The sequence below is a fragment of the Pseudomonas sp. MWU16-30323 genome, assembly GCF_020515595.1.
Taxonomy (GTDB): domain Bacteria; phylum Pseudomonadota; class Gammaproteobacteria; order Pseudomonadales; family Pseudomonadaceae; genus Aquipseudomonas; species Aquipseudomonas yamanorum.
Map to the genome: position 1 here is coordinate 168,154 of NZ_JAIWYM010000007.1, position 17,664 is coordinate 185,817.

General features: G+C 62.0%; 12 protein-coding genes. 8 read left to right on the top strand and 4 right to left on the bottom strand.

All coding sequences use genetic code 11. The features are described from left to right. Positions 1-44: 44 nt before the first annotated feature. A complete protein-coding gene (locus tag LIY45_RS11495; protein ID WP_226476390.1) occupies positions 45-1,382 on the bottom strand; it encodes a SidA/IucD/PvdA family monooxygenase in 1,338 nt (445 codons plus the stop codon). 128 nt (positions 1,383-1,510) lie between these two features. Beyond that, entirely contained in the window at positions 1,511-1,993 is a 483-nt protein-coding gene (locus tag LIY45_RS11500) for a sigma-70 family RNA polymerase sigma factor (protein WP_167663060.1), read from the bottom strand. 270 nt (positions 1,994-2,263) lie between these two features. Between LIY45_RS11500 and LIY45_RS11505 the strand changes: the two genes are divergently transcribed. The 3 genes from LIY45_RS11505 to LIY45_RS11515 are packed head-to-tail and all read left to right on the top strand — an operon-like array spanning position 2,264 to position 6,806. Then, positions 2,264-3,436 (top strand): efflux RND transporter periplasmic adaptor subunit, encoded by a 1,173-nt coding sequence (locus LIY45_RS11505; protein ID WP_226476391.1) that lies wholly within the window; start codon positions 2,264-2,266, stop codon positions 3,434-3,436. After that, entirely contained in the window at positions 3,437-5,404 is a 1,968-nt protein-coding gene (locus LIY45_RS11510) for a MacB family efflux pump subunit (RefSeq protein ID WP_226476392.1), read from the top strand. Positions 5,405-5,411: 7 nt separating this feature from the next. After that, positions 5,412-6,806: an efflux transporter outer membrane subunit gene (locus LIY45_RS11515; RefSeq protein ID WP_226476393.1), complete on the top strand. Its 1,395-nt coding sequence runs from the start codon at positions 5,412-5,414 to the stop codon at positions 6,804-6,806. 16 nt (positions 6,807-6,822) lie between these two features. On the opposite strand, the gene LIY45_RS11520 is transcribed toward LIY45_RS11515, so the two are convergent. Next, complete coding sequence (locus tag LIY45_RS11520) at positions 6,823-8,451, bottom strand: PvdJ/PvdD/PvdP-like protein (protein WP_226476394.1); 1,629 nt, start codon at positions 8,449-8,451, stop codon at positions 6,823-6,825. Positions 8,452-8,623: 172 nt separating this feature from the next. On the opposite strand from LIY45_RS11520, the gene pvdM reads away from it, so the two are divergent. The 5 genes from pvdM (at position 8,624) to LIY45_RS11545 (ending at position 16,613) form a co-directional block, all read left to right on the top strand. After that, positions 8,624-9,970: a pyoverdine-tailoring dipeptidase-like protein PvdM gene (gene pvdM, locus LIY45_RS11525; protein ID WP_226476395.1), complete on the top strand. Its 1,347-nt coding sequence runs from the start codon at positions 8,624-8,626 to the stop codon at positions 9,968-9,970. A 9-nt stretch (positions 9,971-9,979) separates the two neighbouring features. Next, the gene (locus LIY45_RS11530; protein ID WP_226476396.1) at positions 9,980-11,260 is read left to right on the top strand and encodes an aminotransferase class V-fold PLP-dependent enzyme; all 1,281 of its coding nucleotides are present in this window, start codon (positions 9,980-9,982) and stop codon (positions 11,258-11,260) included. An 87-nt stretch (positions 11,261-11,347) separates the two neighbouring features. Beyond that, positions 11,348-12,196: a formylglycine-generating enzyme family protein gene (locus LIY45_RS11535; protein ID WP_076014346.1), complete on the top strand. Its 849-nt coding sequence runs from the start codon at positions 11,348-11,350 to the stop codon at positions 12,194-12,196. A 203-nt stretch (positions 12,197-12,399) separates the two neighbouring features. Further along, positions 12,400-14,058, top strand: coding sequence for a cyclic peptide export ABC transporter (locus LIY45_RS11540; RefSeq protein WP_226476397.1), 1,659 nt, complete (start codon positions 12,400-12,402; stop codon positions 14,056-14,058). 95 nt (positions 14,059-14,153) lie between these two features. After that, positions 14,154-16,613: a TonB-dependent siderophore receptor gene (locus LIY45_RS11545; RefSeq protein WP_226476398.1), complete on the top strand. Its 2,460-nt coding sequence runs from the start codon at positions 14,154-14,156 to the stop codon at positions 16,611-16,613. 76 nt (positions 16,614-16,689) lie between these two features. On the opposite strand, the gene LIY45_RS11550 is transcribed toward LIY45_RS11545, so the two are convergent. Next, complete coding sequence (locus LIY45_RS11550) at positions 16,690-17,649, bottom strand: alpha/beta hydrolase (protein ID WP_226476399.1); 960 nt, start codon at positions 17,647-17,649, stop codon at positions 16,690-16,692. Between the last annotated feature and the right edge of the window lie 15 nt (positions 17,650-17,664).

Here is a 17,664-nt window from a genome sequence, read left to right on the forward strand (position 1 = left end):
TTGTACAGTATCAGCAGCCGCCCCCGCGGTTCAAGTGCAGCCTGTCAGCTGGCGGTGGCCAGCAACCGGTCCTGCACCGAACGGTTCTTGCCGCGGCTGCGGTCGTGCTCGTACAGCGACGCGGCAATCTCGTCGGCGCGGATCGGCAGGATCGACAGCAAGGTGTCGCTCAAACCATGGCTGGCCTGGCTGAAACCCTGCATATAGATGCCGGCCTTGCAGCGCTCGTCAGTGACAATGCGGTAGTCACGGCTGACTTCGAAGTCGCCCATGTATTCGGCCAACGGTGCCAGCAACTGGCGGTGCATCTGGCGCTCGTAACCGGTGGCCAGCACCACGGCGTCGTAATGGTTGAGGCTGGTCTCGCCGGTGGCGTTGTTGCGCAATGCCAACTCGACGCCCAACGGCCCGGCCGTGGCTTTTTCCACGGTGGTCAGGGTGCGGAACGCGTGACGGGCAATGCCGGAGACTTTCTGCCGATAGAAAATCCCGTAGATGCGCTCGATCAGGTCCAGGTCCACCACCGAATAGTTGGTGTTGTGGTACTCGTTGACCAGGCGCTCGCGCTCGCTGCCGTTCTGCTGGAACACCAGGTCGGTGAACTCCGGCGAGAACACTTCGTTGACGAACGGGCTGTCATCGGCAGGTTTTAACGCCGAACCGCGCAGGATCATATCCACCTGCACCGAAGGGAAACTGTCGTTGAGGTCGATAAACGCCTCGGCCGCGCTCTGGCCGCCACCGATGATCGCGACGCGCATCGGTTTGCCGTCGACACACGGCTGCTGGGCCATGCGCGCCAGGTACTGGGAGTGATGGAACACCCGCCCGTCATCCTTGAGCGCCTTGAACGACGCCGGAATACGCGGCGTACCACCGGCGCTGACCACCACCGAGCGGGTGGTGCGCACATGCTGTTCACCCTGGGCATCCCGGGAAATCACCCGCAGCGCCTCCACCTGCTGCTGATGCAGGATCGGCTCGATGGCCAGCACTTCCTCGCCGTAACGGCTTTGCGCCTGGAACTGCCCGGAGACCCAGCGCAGGTAGTCGTTGTACTCCATGCGGCACGGATAGAAGGTGCCCAGGTTGATGAAGTCCACCAGGCGCCCGTGGGCTTTCAGGTAATTGACGAAAGAATATGGGCTGGTGGGGTTGCGCAGGGTCACCAGATCCTTGAGGAAGGAAATCTGCAACTCACTCTGGGCCACCAGGGTGTTGCCGTGCCAGCGGTAGTCGGCCTGCTTGTCGAGAAACAGCACGTCCAGCTTGCCCTGGGCTTTCTCGCGCTCTTGCAAGGCAATGGCCAGCGCCAGGTTCGAAGGGCCGAAACCGATACCGATCAGGTCGTGAACCGCGGGCGATGCAATTGCCTGTGTCATTCCAGTGTCCTCTGGATAAGCCCCGTGGCGTTGGGGGCGGGAAAGCCTCAGCGACCTGAAGGCAGTACAACAGGTCATGTGTTGATAGAAGACGAGGACAATGAAAAAAAATTTAGCTACCGCTGGAATCAGTGCGCATCCCACTCACGCATACGTGCCCGGCAATGCTTCATGGCATTGACGATATGTTTTTCCACCAGCGCGCGGGAAATGCTCAGGCGTTCGGCGATTTGCAGGTGGGACATGCCCTCGAGCTTGCGCAGCAGGAAGCTGTCACGGCAGAGCGGCGGCAGTTCGGCCAGGGCGCGCTCGAGCATCTCCAGGCGCTGGCCGTGATCCAGGCTGTGGTGGGGCGAGGACAGCGAGAAACGCTCTTCGCTGTCGAGTACTTCCAGGGGTTCATCCTGGTGCAGGGCGTTGCGCCGGTGACCGTCAATCACCAGGTTCAGCGCCGTGCGATAAAGAAACGCCCGGGGCTGCTCGATCGGAACCTCACTGGCGCGCCCCAGCACTCGCACATAAGCGTCATGCACCACATCTTCGGCCACCTGACGGTTGCCCAGCCTGGCATTGAGGAAACACACCAGCTCGCGGTAGTAGTTTTCCAACATGACTCCCAACCGCCTGGAGAGCGGCATTAGGTCCTTGAAATCGAAGATAACCGCCGTTTCGGTGACGCTGCTCGATGATGGCAGTTTGAGGCGTGTGTAATTTATAGTAATTCTCATCTAGTTTTAAAGAAGACTTGCATCGACGGGCCATTTTTTCTTCGACAAGAGCTGTAACCACATATGTAACGGCCTAAATCTTCGGCCAATTCTCTCGTTTACCTGACAGCTTCCCGCACCTGCGGCCCGATCTTTCCTGGCTGGAACCTAAGCATGAAACGCCCTCGACCTGCCCGACGCGCCCTGCTTGTGGTCGCGTGCCTGATTCCTGTTATTGCTGTCGCTGCCTGGCAGGTCCTGCCACCGGGCCGGGACCGCCTGACGACCGTCACCGTGACCCGGGGTGATATCGAAAGCAGTGTGACCGCGCTCGGCACCCTTCAGCCACGGCGCTATGTAGACGTGGGTGCCCAGGCGTCCGGACAGATCCAGAAGATCCACGTCGAAGCGGGTGACGAGGTCAAGGAAGGCCAACTGCTGGTGGAGATCGACCCGTCCACGCAAAAAGCCAAGCTGGACGCCAGTCGCTATGCGATTGAAAACCTGCAGGCCCAGTTGCAGGAACAACGGGCCCAGCACGAACTGGCGCGACAGAAGTATCAGCGCCAGCAACGGCTGGTGACGAGTAACGCCACGCGCGAGGAAGACGTCCAGACCGCCAAGGCCGAACTGAGCGCCACCCAGGCGCGAGTCGACATGTTCCAGGCTCAGATCCGCCAGGCTCAGGCCAGCCTGCGCAGCGACGAAGCCGAACTGGGCTATACCCGCATCTACGCACCGATGTCGGGCACAGTGGTGGCCGTGGATGCTCGCGTTGGCCAGACCCTCAACGCTCAGCAGCAGACGCCGCTTATCATGCGTATCGCCAAGCTTTCGCCCATGACCGTCTGGGCCGAGGTGTCGGAGGCCGATATCGGCCACGTCAAACCCGGCATGAGCGCCTACTTCACCACCTTGAGTGGCGGAGCACGGCGCTGGACCAGCACGGTGCGGCAGATCCTGCCGATTCCGCCAAAGCCTCTCAACGAAACCAGCCAGGGCGGCGGCAGCCCTGCCAGTTCAAGCAAAAGCGGCAGCGGCCGGGTGGTGCTCTATACGGTGTTGCTGGATGTCGAAAACACCGACCATGCGCTGATGGCCGAAATGACCACCCAGGTATTTTTTGTCGCCAGTGCGGCCCGCAATACCCTCACGGCGCCCATCGCAGCACTGCGCAGCGGCCCCACCCCAGACCGGCACATCGCCCAAGTGGTGGCGGCCAATGGCACGATCAAACGCCTCGAAGTGCGCACCGGTATCAGCGACCGGCGCCACATTCAGGTACTGGAGGGCTTGAACGAGGGCGATCACCTGCTGACCGGCACAGCCGATGGCAAGGACGGCTGAATGCAAACGCCTCTGATCGAACTGCGCGATATCCGCAAATCCTACGGCGGTGACGACAGCCCCAAGGTCGACGTGCTGCGAGGCATTGACCTGTCGATTCATGCGGGCGAGTTTGTCGCGATTGTCGGCACCTCGGGCTCCGGCAAATCGACCCTGATGAATATCCTTGGCTGCCTGGACCGACCCAGCCAGGGTGACTACCTGTTCGCCGGCGAAAACGTCGCCCAACTCGACAGCGATGAGCTGGCCTGGTTGCGCAGGGAAGCTTTCGGTTTTGTATTCCAGGGCTATCACCTGATCCCGTCGGGCTCGGCCCAGGAAAACGTCGAGATGCCAGCCATCTACGCCGGCCTGCCGGCAGCCGAGCGTCACGCCCGTGCGGCTGCATTGCTGGACCGCCTGGGTCTGGCCAGCCGCACCGGCAACCGCCCCCATCAATTGTCCGGCGGCCAACAGCAACGGGTGTCCATTGCACGAGCCTTGATGAACGGCGGGCACATCATCCTCGCCGACGAGCCCACCGGCGCCCTGGACAGCCAAAGCGGCGCGGAGGTCATGGCCCTGCTGGATGAGCTGGCAGGCCAGGGGCACGTGGTCATTCTCATTACTCACGACCGGGAAGTCGCCGCCCGCGCCAAGCGCATCATTGAAATCCGCGACGGCCAGATCATCAGCGATACCGCCCGACACGCCACCGCTGCCGATGCCCCCACAGGTGCCCTTCAGGCGGTGGACCTGCGCCAGCGCCTGGCCCTGGGCAGCGAGCACACCGGCGCCTGGAAAGGTGAACTGCTGGACGCGGTCCGCGCAGCCTGGCGCGTAATGTGGATCAACCGGTTTCGCACGGCGCTGACGTTGCTGGGGATCGTTATCGGCGTGGCCTCAGTGGTGGTGATGCTGGCCGTGGGTGAAGGCAGCAAGCGCCAGGTCATGGCACAGATGGGCGCCTTCGGCTCCAACATTATTTACCTCAGCGGCCACACACCGAACCCACGCTCACCGCCTGGCATTATCACCCTGGATGACGTGGCCGCCCTTGCCGACTTGCCGCAGGTGCAACGCATCATGCCCGTCAACGGCGCACGGGCGACGGTACGTTTCGGCAACCTGGACCATGCAGCCTACGTGGGTGGCAACGACACCAACTTCCCGACTATTTTCAACTGGCCGGTGGTCGAAGGCAGCTACTTTACCGAGGCGGACGAACAAGCAGCCTCGGCCGTGGCGGTGATCGGCAAGAAGGTCCGGGACACCCTGCTCAAAGACGTCGCCGACCCCATCGGCCAGTACATCCTGATTGAAAACGTGCCCTTCCAGGTGGTCGGCGTACTGGCCGGCAAGGGCGCAAGCTCTGGCGACCAGGACAGCGACGACCGGATTGCCGTGCCCTATTCCGCCGCCAGCATCCGACTGTTCGGCAGCCGCGACCCCGAATACGTGGCGATCGCCGCCGCCGATGCGCGCAATGTCAAAGACGCTGAACAGGCCATCGACCAATTGATGCTGCACCTGCATGACGGCAAGCGTGATTACGAGCTGACCAACAACGCTGCGATGATTCAGGCTGAAGCCCGTACCCAGAACACCCTGTCGCTGATGCTGGGGGCGATTGCCGCCATCTCCCTGCTGGTAGGTGGCATCGGCGTGATGAACATCATGCTGATGACCGTACGGGAACGCACCCGGGAAATCGGCATCCGCATGGCCACCGGCGCCCGCCAGCGGGACATCCTGCGCCAGTTCCTGACTGAAGCCGTGATGCTTTCACTGGTGGGCGGCGTGACCGGAATTGTCCTGGCCTTGCTCATCGGCGGTGTCTTGACCCTCAGCGATATCGCCGTTGCATTTTCCTTCCCGGCGGGCCTCGGCGCCTTCGCCTGTGCGTTGATTACGGGTGTCGTTTTCGGCTTTATGCCGGCCCGCAAAGCCGCTCGCCTTGACCCGGTCACGGCCCTTACCAGTGAATGATCGCCCCATGAAAGCGCAATTGTCCCTCCTCGCCGTCAGCCTGATGCTGGCGGCCTGCAGCAACCTGGCTCCTCCCGTAGACAGTGGTGTGCAAGCGCCCGCCGCCTGGCAGTCACCCAACCCCGACACCACACGCCAGGACAGCCGAAAATGGTGGAGCACCTTCGGCAGCCCGGCCCTCGACCGGCTGGTGACCCAAGCCCAGCTTGGCAGTTACGACCTGGCGGCCGCGATCGCCCGGGTACATCAGGCGCAAGCCAGTGCCGTGATCGCCGGTGCGCCGTTGCTGCCCTCCCTGGTGGGCGGCGTCAATGCCAGCCGCCAGAAACTGTTGCGCGGCAAGGGCTACAGCCAACTGGATGTCGACGATGAGAACAAGGCCGTGGACAGCTTTGACGCGAGCCTCACCGCCAGCTACGAAGTGGATTTCTGGGGTGGCCGCCGCGCGGCGCGCGACAGCGCAACACTTGGGGTGCGTGCCAGCGAATTCGATCAAGCCACCGTAGAACTGACCCTGCTCAGCGGCGTGGCCAACAGCTACACGCAAGCGCTGGCACTCCAGGAGCAACACCGGATCGCCGCGCTGAACCTGGCCAACGCGCGCAACGTGCTTGACCTGGTCCAGGCACGCTACACCGCAGGTTCCGCCACCGCCCTGGAGCTGGCCCAGCAAAAGAGCCTGGTGGCGGCACAGCAAAGGCAATTGCCGCAGGTGCAGCAACAGGCGCAGGAGGCTGTCATCACCCTGGCTGCCCTGCTCGGTGTACCGGTGCAACAGCTCGACCTGGGGCAACAACGCTTCGAACACATCAACTGGCCGGGCATCGCCGCCGGGATTCCCAGTGAACTGCTCAGCCGCCGCCCCGACATTGCCAGCGCCGAGGCCAGACTTGCCGCAGCCCAGGCCGACGTGGTCGTGGCCCGCGCGGCCATGTTGCCGACCGTCCTGCTGGGAGCCAGCATCGGCTCGGGCGCCAGCACCGCGTCAGACATTCTGCGAAGCCCGTTCTACACCCTCACCGCCGGACTCACCGCGCCCATCTTCGACAACGGGCGCCTGGGGGCCGAGCGCGACAAAACCCTGGCCCGCCAGGATGAGCTCCTGCAACTCTACCGGGGCGCGATCATCAACGGGTTTGCCGACGTCGAAAAAGCCCTCAACAGCATCCACGGCCTCGACGCGCAGCGGCAGTGGCAGCGTGAAGAGCTGGACCAGGCGCAGAGCGCATTTGAGATTGCTCAGCGTCGCTATGAAGCAGGTGCCGAGGATTTGCTGACGGTGCTGGAGACTCAACGCACACTGTATGCAGCGCAGGACCTGAACGTGCAATTACGACTGGCGCGCATGCAGGCGAGTATCGCGCTGTACAAGGCTCTGGGGGGAGGCTGGCAGGCACAGTGAAGCCCTGCCAGCCGGGTCAGTCCCGGAAGGAACGTCCGAGGGACAGGTGCCGTGCATACCATGGGCGTTGCGGCACTCGGCGGAACAGGTCCTTCATGCTCTCATCCGCCTCGAAAATGATGCGCAGTGCCAGCTTCATGGTCTCCGGATCCATTTCTACCGAAGTACCCACCTGCAGCCCGGGTGTCGTGCTGCACCCGTGCGTGGTGGGGCCGAGCCAAGGGTCGCCCGCCTCGACCCAGCGCCCCGGCGCAAACCAGGGCACGCCATTGACCTCCATGCGCGTCAGTTCACCGGGATGAAAGCGCTCGTGAGCGCGAAACCAATCTTCCAGCCGATCGTCGATCCATCCGTGAAAATGCCAGAACACCGGATTCACATGGGAGGAAAAAGGATCCCCCAGGAAGTCGTTTTCGGCGATATACCAGCGCGGCGAGAAATCGGCCTGCCCCCTGGCAAAGGGTACCGGCGCGTTGTTGGACGGGTCACGCGGCACCGAGGCCCAGCGCATGTGCAACCAATCATGCAGGCCCAGCTCGATTTCGGAGCCGAACTGGCCAAGGGTCAGTTTCGACAAGTAACGTGGGTCCCGGTACTGAGATTCCCAGACCTGAAAGTTGCTGTGGTAGGTCTCGGCGGACTTGATATCACTGACCCACTGGCTGTAGGTATCGTCCCCTTCCGCCAGCCAGGTTGGCGGTAACGCGAACCCGTCATGGTTATCGAAATAGCGGGCAAACCCCAGTCGATCGCGCAACAACTCAGGCTGTGGCAAAGGAAAGTGGCGCCAGGAGGGCAGTGCCTGCATCGAACGCGCCGTGGCCAGCATGTGCCGGTGCATGAAAAAAAAGTCGATCCCGGAGCCGTTTCGGTCCTTGTCCGGCCCGCGTGCGCCACGCTCCTGGTCCCTGGGCCCCGGCTGCCAGCCGATACCGCGCAGGGCACCGCGCTTGTCCTCCGGCAACTTGTGCCATTTATCCCGCGAGGCGTGCCACAACTGGTGGAACAACCGATGCTGCGGAGCGATCAGCCAGGCGAGCAAGGTTTCGTTTAGCCCGATCCGCTCGCGCGCCTCGGGAAAGCGACGTTTGACGGCCACAAAGCGCAGGTCCAGCTCGGGCAGCGCCAGGGCGCGATCCAATCGCTGTACAGATCCACTGAGGGTGCCGGGTCCGGCGTTGCCATAGGCCGCCCATACTTCGTCCAGGCTCGCCTTGAACTCGTAGCCAGGTGCGCCATCGGCCGCATCGCTGCGCCCCACTCGCCAATACAGCTGGGCCGCGTTGCCCGGGGCCAGGTCGCCGACCACCTGGTAACGCGGCTCGGCATCACTGCGCAACGCCTCGGCCGTGTCGAGGACGCCTACCAGGCCACGCCCGCGCGGGGCAATGTCGAGAAACAGTTCCAGCCCCTCGACCGGCAAACCCTCCAGGCCGCCATCGGCACCGATGAACTGGATGCCCCAAACCCCGCGCAGGCTATTGGCCAAATGCTGGCCGGCGGTGTCCGCCAACTCGACCGTCGCCTCTCCCGGGGTTTCGGGATGCGCCTGGCGCAATAGCTCGCGACGCCCATAGAACGCTGCCGGAACGGCTGCTCCGGTCAGCGCCAGACCCGCCATGAACCATCGTCGAGAAATCGTCATTGCCCTACCTGTGTCAGCCCTGAAGCAGGCTTTATCCAAGCTAGAACGTTCATGGCGCGAGAAAATTTAAGCCGCGCCCCTGCGGCTAAATTTTTTCCCCCGCGGCTCGTTCTTCCCAGATAGCAAAGGCCCCTGCGCCTGCATTTCGACGGTAGACCTGACTGAGATGGCGATGATTAAACCTCGTTCGAAAAAAGCCCTGTATATCGGCCTTCCGCTGCTGGTAGCCGTGGCCGCCGGCGCGGCCTGGCTTGTCTGGAGCTACTCCCCCGGCTATCCCGTCAAGGTGATGAAGCAGGCGACGGAGTTGCAGGACCGCATCATTTCCTTCGACAGCCATATCACCGTGCCCTTGACGTTCGGCACCGAGGGCAACGAAGCCGACAAGGACGGCCCACGGCAATTCGACCTCGCCAAGGCCAACCGTGGACGCCTGTCGGGGGCTGCACTGACGATATTTGGCTGGCCCGAAATGTGGAACGGCAACAACGCCCCCCACAAGCCCACCGCCGGGTTCGTCGATGAGGCCCGCAACCAACAGGAAGTGCGCTACAAAATCATCACAGGCATGGTTCGCGACTTTCCCAACCAGGTGGGCATCGCCTACACCCCGGACGATTTCCGGCGCCTGCACGGTGAAGGCAAGTTCGCAATCTTCATCAGTATGCTCAACGCCTACCCCTTGGGTGATGACCTTGACCAACTGAACCTGTGGACGGCCCGTGGCATGCGCATGTTCGGTTTCAGCTATGTCGGCAACAACAGCTGGTCCGACTCATCCCGCCCGCTGCCCTTCTTCAATGACTCACCGGACGCGCTCGATGGCTTGTCGGATATCGGCAAGCAGGCCGTGCAGCGCCTCAACGATCTGGGGGTGATCATTGATGTGTCGCAGATGTCGACCAAAGCCCTGGAGCAGGTTGCACAACTGAGCCGCACGCCGATGGTTGCCTCCCACTCCGCGCCCCGGGCGGCCGTGGATATTCCACGCAACCTCAGCGACAAGGAAATGCAACTGATCAAGCAAAGCGGCGGCGTCGTGCAGGTGGTCGGGTTCGGCACTTACCTGCGCCCACTGACGCAAAAGACCCAGGACAAACTCAATGCCCTGCGCGCACGGTTCGACCTGCCTCCCCTGCCTAACCTGCATGTCGCACTGATGCCCGGCGACCCGATAATCGCCGCGTGGCCCGAGCAGAAATTCGGCCAATACGCCAGCAGCCTGTACGCAATCCTCGACGAGGAGCCCAAGGCAACCCTCAAGGACCTGGGAGATGCCATCGACTACACCGTGCGCAAGATCGGTATCGATCACGTCGGTATTGCTTCGGACTTCAACGACGGTGGCGGCGTGCAGGGCTGGGACAACGTCAGCGAAATTCGTAACGTCACCGCTGAACTGTTGCAGCGAGGCTACTCGGAAGCGGACATCGCCAAACTGTGGGGCGGCAACTTCCTGCGGGTCTGGGACCAGGTCCAACAAGCAGCCAAACCCGTCGCCGCCCTTTCTGCCAAGTGAACTGCCGCCATGACTGATCGCCGCACCTTTCTCAAACATGCAGGCATTCTGGCTGCCAGCCTGCCCCTGGGCGCAGCCCTCGAGGCCCGGGCCGGCACAGCACCCGTGCCCGCCGTCAATCCCGATAAATGGGCGCAGCTGCGCCAACTGTTTACCCAGGACCCGGACTACCTGCACTTCTCCAACTTCCTGATCACGTCCCATCCCAAACCCGTGCGCGAGGCTATTGATCGCCATCGGGCCGAGCTGGACCGCAACCCCGCGCTGGCCATGGACTGGGACCTGCAGCACACCTGGAAATGCGAAGCCCAGGTGCGAGACTGGGCCGGGCGCTATCTGCAAGCCAAGCCTGGACAAATCGCACTTACCGGCAGCACCACCGAAGGCCTGGCGATGATTTATGGCGGTATTCATGTACGGCCTGACCAGGAGATTCTGACCACCATTCATGAACACTATTCGACCCGCAACAGCCTGCAGTTCCGTGTCGAGAAACAGGGCACCCAGGTGCGCAAGATCAAACTCTTCGATGACGCCCACCAGGTGTCGGTGGATGAAGTGCTTGGCTCGATTGCCAAGGGCATTCGCCCCAACACCCGCGTGCTGGGCATGACCTGGGTGCAGTCGGGCAGCGGCGTGAAGCTGCCCATCGGCGAGATCGGCAAACTGGTGGATGAGCACAACCGCGATCGCGACGAAAAGGATCGCATCCTCTACGTGGTCGACGGCGTGCACGGATTTGGCGTCGAAGACCTGGCGTTCCCGGACATGCACTGCGACTTTTTCATCGCTGGCACCCATAAATGGATGTTTGGCCCCCGAGGCACGGGGATTATTTGTGCCCGGTCCGAGGAACTCAAGGACGTCACCCCCACCGAGCCGACCTTTTCCCAGGACACGGATTTCGCCACCACCATGACACCCGGCGGTTATCACGCCTTCGAACATCGCTGGGCCCTGGACGAAGCCTTCAAATTGCATTTGCAGTTGGGCAAGGCTCAAGTCCAGGCCCGCATCCATGAGCTCAATGACTACCTCAAAAGCCGCCTGCAGGCCCACTCGTCCATCGAGCTGGTCACGCCCCGCAGCCCTGAGCTGTCAGCCGGGTTTACGTTTTTCCGGGTCAAGGGCCAGGACAGCGACAAGGTCGCAGCCTACCTGATGCACAACCGCGTCGTGGTCGATGCCGTGGACCGCGACGCCGGCCCGGTGGTGCGCAGCGCTCCCGGACTGCTGAACAATGAAGGCGAGATTGATCGCTTCATGGCCGTGCTCGAAAAGACCCTGTAACCCGCCACTTCCCTTCCCCTATAGAGACGACACATGAACAGTGCCCCGCTCCCTACCCGCCAGCCCCGCTCGTTACGAGCGCTGCTGATGCTGTGCCTGGCGACCCTGCTCGCCAACCTGGCGCCCCTGACTGCACACGCGGCAACCGCTCCAGCCCCAGGCAAGGTGTTCAAGGACTGCAAGAATTGCCCGGAAATGGTGGTGCTGCCCGCCGGCAGCTACCTGATGGGCACGCCGGAAGACGAGATCGGCCGTGAAGGCGACGAGGGCCCGCAGCACACTGTGACGTTCGCCAAGCCCTTCGCCATGAGCCGCTTCCATGTCACCGCCGCCGAACTGGACGCCTACATCCGCGAAACCGGCGTAGTGATCAAGGACGGTGATACGCGCCCGGGCCGCCTGTGCAAGGCCAGCAAGCCCAGCTACAAACAGGGACCGCGCCAGCCGGCGGTGTGTATCGACTACTTCGAGGTCCAGGCCTACACCGAATGGCTGTCGAAAAAAACCGGGCAGAAATACCGCATGGTCAGCGAGTCCGAGCGTGAGTATGCCGCTCGCGCCGGCAGCACCGGATCATTCCCCTTCCCGTTCGATGACGAGGGCGAATACCAGATCAGCAAACATGCCAACACTTACGGCCCCAAGGATGGCTATACCTATAGCGCACCGGTGGGCAGCTACCCGCCCAACGCGTTCGGCATGTACGACATGCACGGCAATGTCTATGAGTGGGTTGCGGACTGCTGGCACCCCAACTACGAAGGGGCACCTGCCGACGGCAGCGCCTGGTTGACCGGTGGTGACTGCAACGACGCCCACATCCGAGGCAACGACTGGGGCGAGGCGCCGGTATTCTCCCGATCGGGAAACCGTAACAGCCGCGAGAAAAACGTAAGAGGTGATTTCCTGGGGTTCCGTGTCGCACGGGAACTCTGACCCTCAAAACCCTGTGGTGAGGGCTCCCGCCCCTCACCACTGCGCGTGCGCCGCGCGATGCTGCCCTAAATCCGGCACCACTCCCTTCGTCTATTCGCTAAGAACCCAGCAGGCCAGAAGCCTCCAGGCTTGCCTTGCGGGTCGTTCGTGCCTGCCCGTTTCGGCCCGCCATTGCCGGGCATCCCCACACACAGGAAGATTTCATGACCAGCCAACCACGCGGCGCCATTAGCGAACTGTTCGCCCTGCTCAAACCCTTCTGGCCCATTGTGACGCTCTCGATTGTGCTGGGCATGGTAGGTGGCCTCGCCATCACGACCCTGCTGGCGACCATCAACACCTCGCTGCACTCGGACGAAGGCTTGACCCAAGGTGTGGTCCTGCTGTTCGCCGGCCTGTGTGTACTGGCGCTGACCAGCTCGATCTTTTCCGATATCGGCACCAACTATGTGGGCCAGAAAATCATCGCGCGACTGCGCAAGGAACTCGGCGAAAAAGTCCTGTCGGCGCCCATCGAACAGATCGAACGCTACCGCAATCACCGGCTCATACCAGTACTGACCCACGATATCGACACCATCAGCGACTTCTCCTTCGCCTTTGCGCCCCTGGCCATTTCCCTGACGGTAACCCTCGGTTGCCTGGGCTACCTGGCAATGCTCTCGTGGCCAATGTTCCTGATCATGCTGATTGCCATCTTCATCGGCAGCGTTGCCCAGTACATCGCCCGGGCCCGCGGCATGAGTGGTTTCTACGCAGCACGGGAGCAGGAAGAAGAGCTGCAGAAGCACTACACCGCGATTGCTTCCGGCGCCAAGGAGCTGCGCATTCACCGCCCCCGCCGCCATCGCATGAACGTGGACGGCATCCAGGCGGCGGCCAATAGCATCTGCGACACCCAGGTACGTTCGGTCAATATCTTCATCATTGCCAAGACGTTCGGCTCGATGCTGTTTTTCGTGGTCATCGGTCTCGCCCTGGCCTTGCAGGCTTACTGGCCGAGTGCCGACAAGACCGTCATGAGCGGTTTCGTCCTCGTGCTGCTGTACATGAAAGGCCCGCTTGAGCACTTGATCGGCACCCTGCCCATCGTCAGCCGCGCTCAAATTGCCTTCCGGCGCATTGCCGATCTGTCGGAGCGTTTCTCTTCGCCGGAGCCGCACCTGTTGCTCAGCGACGCCGAAGCACCGAAAACCGTGGTGCACAACCTTGAGCTCAATAACGTGCGCTTTGATTTCCCTCCCGTGGAAGGCAGCGAACCCTTCCGCCTGGGCCCCGTGAACCTGAACATCAAACAAGGCGACATCATTTTCATCGTCGGCGAGAACGGTTGCGGCAAGACCACGCTGATCAAACTGTTGCTGGGGCTCTACGCACCACAACAGGGTGAGGTGCGTCTCAACGGCCACGCCATCACCGCCGAGAACCGCGACGACTATCGCCAACTGTTCACCACGATCTTCGCCGACTACTACCTGTTCGATGACCTGGTACGCGACGACCTGCACATCCCCGACACCGCCAACCAATACCTGCAACGCCTGGAGATCGCCCACAAGGTCAGCATCAAGGACGGCGCTTTCACCACCACCGACCTCTCCACCGGCCAGCGCAAACGCCTGGCCCTGGTCAATGCCTGGCTTGAGGAACGGCCGGTGCTGGTGTTTGACGAATGGGCGGCTGACCAGGACCCGACCTTCCGCCGGATTTTCTATACCGAACTGCTGCCGGACCTCAAGCGCCTGGGCAAAACCATCATCGTCATCAGCCATGACGACCGCTATTTCGACGTCGCCGACCAACTGGTGCACATGCGCTCAGGCAAGGTCACGGCACAACAACAGGAAATTGCCGAGGTTTAATTTCCGGTTTTGCCGATGACGTGCGTCTCACTTGGTAACTGAGAAGTAATCTCACTAAGATCTCTCGTTCGTTGACCCTTAAGAGCACTCCAATAATGCCTGCACATCGACTTCGCCCCCACCTTCTGGCCATGATGATTCGCCACGCGCTCACGCCAAATCTGCGCGTTTGCGCGGCTGGCCTGGCAGGCCTTCTGCCCATGCTGGTACACGCCCAGGAAATGCCCTTCAACATTCCGGCGCAGTCGTTGAGCAGTGCGTTGCAGGCTTTCGGTACCCAATCCAACCTGCAAGTGCTGTATAGCCCGCAGGACCTTGAGGGCAAGCGCAGCACCGCCGTGCATGGCAACCTGGACCCTTCTGCCGCCATCGCCACCTTGCTGCAAGGCAGCGGCGTGCATTTCCAGGTGCAAGGCTCAGCGGTAACCGTCAGTGCCTCGGCGGGCGGCGCGCTGGAACTGGGCGCGACCACCATCAATGGCCAGACACTGGGGTCGACCACTGAAAACAGCGGCTCCTACACCACCGGCGCGATGCAGACGGCCACCAAGTTACCCTTGTCCCTGCGTGAAACCCCGCAGGCGGTGACGGTGATCACTCGCCAGCGCATGGACGACCAGGGCATGCGCAGCCTCGACGATGTGGTCCAGGCGGCACCAGGCCTGCGCCTGTCCGCAGCGCGACCGGCCAACAGTGAGTTTTTCGCCCGCGGTTTCCCCATCAACAACCTGATGTTCGATGGCCTGCCCACGACCTATTCAGCCGACTGGGTCGCCACGGCCGACCTGGCCCCATATGACCGTGTCGAAGTGGTACGCGGTGCCACGGGCATGATGCAAGGCGCCGGTGACCCTTCGGCCGCCATCAACATGGTGCGCAAGCGTCCTACCAAGGAGTTCCAGGCGAGCGTCACCGGCAGCGCCGGCAGTTGGGACAACTACCGCAGCGAGCTGGATGTGTCGGGGCCGGTAAATGACAGCGGCACCGTGCGCGGTCGCTTCGTCGGCGCCTACCAGGACAAGGACAGCTACCAGGACTACGCCGGTCGCGAGCGCGGCGTGTTCTACGGCATCACCGAGTTTGACCTCAACGACAGCACCACCCTGACCGTGGGCGCGTCTGATCAGAATGACAATAACAACATCAACTGGGGCGGTTTACCCGTGAACCCCGACGGCAGCAGCATGGGCTTCAAGCGCTCCCAGACGTTCGGTTACGACTGGTCACACCAGGACATCGACAACAAAACCGTGTTCGCCGAACTGGATCACCGCCTCGACAACGACTGGCGCCTGCACTTTGGCGCGTCGAAAAACTGGTCCGACTTCAAGCTGCTGGGTGCGGTGCTGGAACGCAATAGCGACTACTCCTACCGGCAACGTGTGTTCAACCAGAGCCGCGACTACGACCAGTCCACCTATGACTTCTTCGCCAGTGGCCCGTTTGCGCTGTTCGGCCGCCAGCATGAACTGGTGGTGGGCGCCAGCAAGCGCCAGCTCAAGACCGAGGCCACCGGCGGCACGATCTTCTTCAACAACGTCGACATCAACAATTTCAACCCCAAGGGTCAGCCAAAACCCACCGTTCCAGACGTTTACTCCCTCAGCGAAAAGGTCAACCAGGAAGGCCTCTACGTCACGACTCGCTGGAATGTGGCCGATCCGCTGAAGGTGATTCTCGGCGCGCGCCTGGACTGGTACGACTCCGATGATGTCTACAACGAGATCAGCGACCAGTACTACACCTCGGGCAAAACCAAGGTGGTGCGTAACCTGACCCGCTATGCCGGCGTCATCTATGACCTGGACGACACCTACTCGCTCTATGCCAGCTACACCGATATCTTCCAGCCACAGAGCGAGAAGGACGAGCTCGGTGCCAGTATCAAGCCCATCACCGGCAAGAACTATGAAGTGGGTATCAAGGGCGAATACTTTGACGGTGCGTTGAACGCCAGCGCCTCGTTGTTCCAGATCGACCAGCTCAATCGCGCCGCTGAAGTGGCCGACTACAACAGCTGCAAGGTCATCCCGACCGGCAGCTACGCTTGCTATGAAGCCGCGGGCAAGGTCAGGAGCCGGGGTATCGAGCTGGAGGTCAACGGTGCGCTGACGCCGAACTGGCAAGTGGGTGCCGGTTATACCTACGCCCAGGCGCTGTACGAGAAAGATGCCGACAAGAACAAGGAAGGCACCCTGTTCGACACCGACGTACCACGCCACCTGTTCAAGGCCAATACCACGTACCACCTGCAGGGTGACCTGAACAAACTGCGTATCGGTGCCAACGTCTATAGCCAAAGCGGTACCTATAACAAAGGCGTCAGCACCTTCAACGGCCAGCGTCAAAACTTCCACGTCGAGCAGGACGCCTATGCCATCGTCGGTTTGATGGCCGGCTACCAGGTCACCAAAAACCTGGACACCCAGCTGAACGTCAACAACGTGTTCGACAAAAAGTACTACCAGGGCATCGCCAGCAACTCCACCTGGAGCCCGTATGACGTCTACGGTGACCCACGCAACTTCACCGTGACCGCCAAGTACACCTTCTGATGGCGGCTGAACGGCGATAAAAAAAACCGCATCCCTGGGGATGCGGTTTTTTTATGCCCGCCGTAAAACCGGTGTCTCAGCCCAGGCGCTCGGCCAACGCCAGGACGATACGCTCCCGAGCTACATCGGCCTCATCAACGATAGAGCCCATGCGCAAGAAATCATGGGACATGCCCTCGAACACTTCCAGTTGCACCTGCACTCCCGCAGCCTCGAGGTGCCGGGCGTAGGCCACCGCCTCATCATGCAACGGGTCGCACTCGGCCACGATCAGCAAGGCCGGCGCCACGTGAACGCTCACCTCGCCGAGCAGCGGCGAGAAACGCGGGTCCAGGCGGTCGGCCGGATCGTTCTGATACTGCTGGTAGAACCACTCCAGGGTGTCTTTTTCCAACAAGTGCCCAACCCCGTAGCGCTCCACCGAAGCACTGATGCGGCTGGCATCGGTCACCGGGTAAATCAGCACCTGCAGACACGGGCGAGGCAGCTCCTCCTGGCCAGCGAGGCTGCTGGCAAGCACCGTCGCCAGGCTACCGCCCACGCTGTCGCCAACGACCGCCATGCGCTCAGCATCGATACCCAATTCCCGCGCATTGAGCGCCAGCCATTGCCACGCGTCCTGGGCATCATTGAGTGCCGTCGGAAACCGCCACTGCGGGGCCAGCCGGTAACCCACCGACAACACCGGCAACCCGCACTCCTGAGCCAGGTTCCAACACAGGGCGTCGTGGGAGTCGAGACTGCCCACCACATACCCCCCGCCATGCAGGTAAAGCACGGCGCCACTCAGTTGGCGATCGTCCAGTTCGGGCGGCCGGTACAACCGGGCCTCTACACGGTGACCATCGCGGGCCGTGAAGGTACGCGACTCGATAAACGCCGGCTCATCGGCACCCGGGTCCATCAGTGCCGAGGATTGATCGAACTGGCGACGGGCTTCTTCCGGTTGCAACTGGTGCATCGGCAGCGCTTTTCCGCTGCGGCGGCCGCTTTCCACCAACTGGAGGTAAGCGGCGAGATCAGGATTAAGGGGCATGGGCAAGGTTTCTCC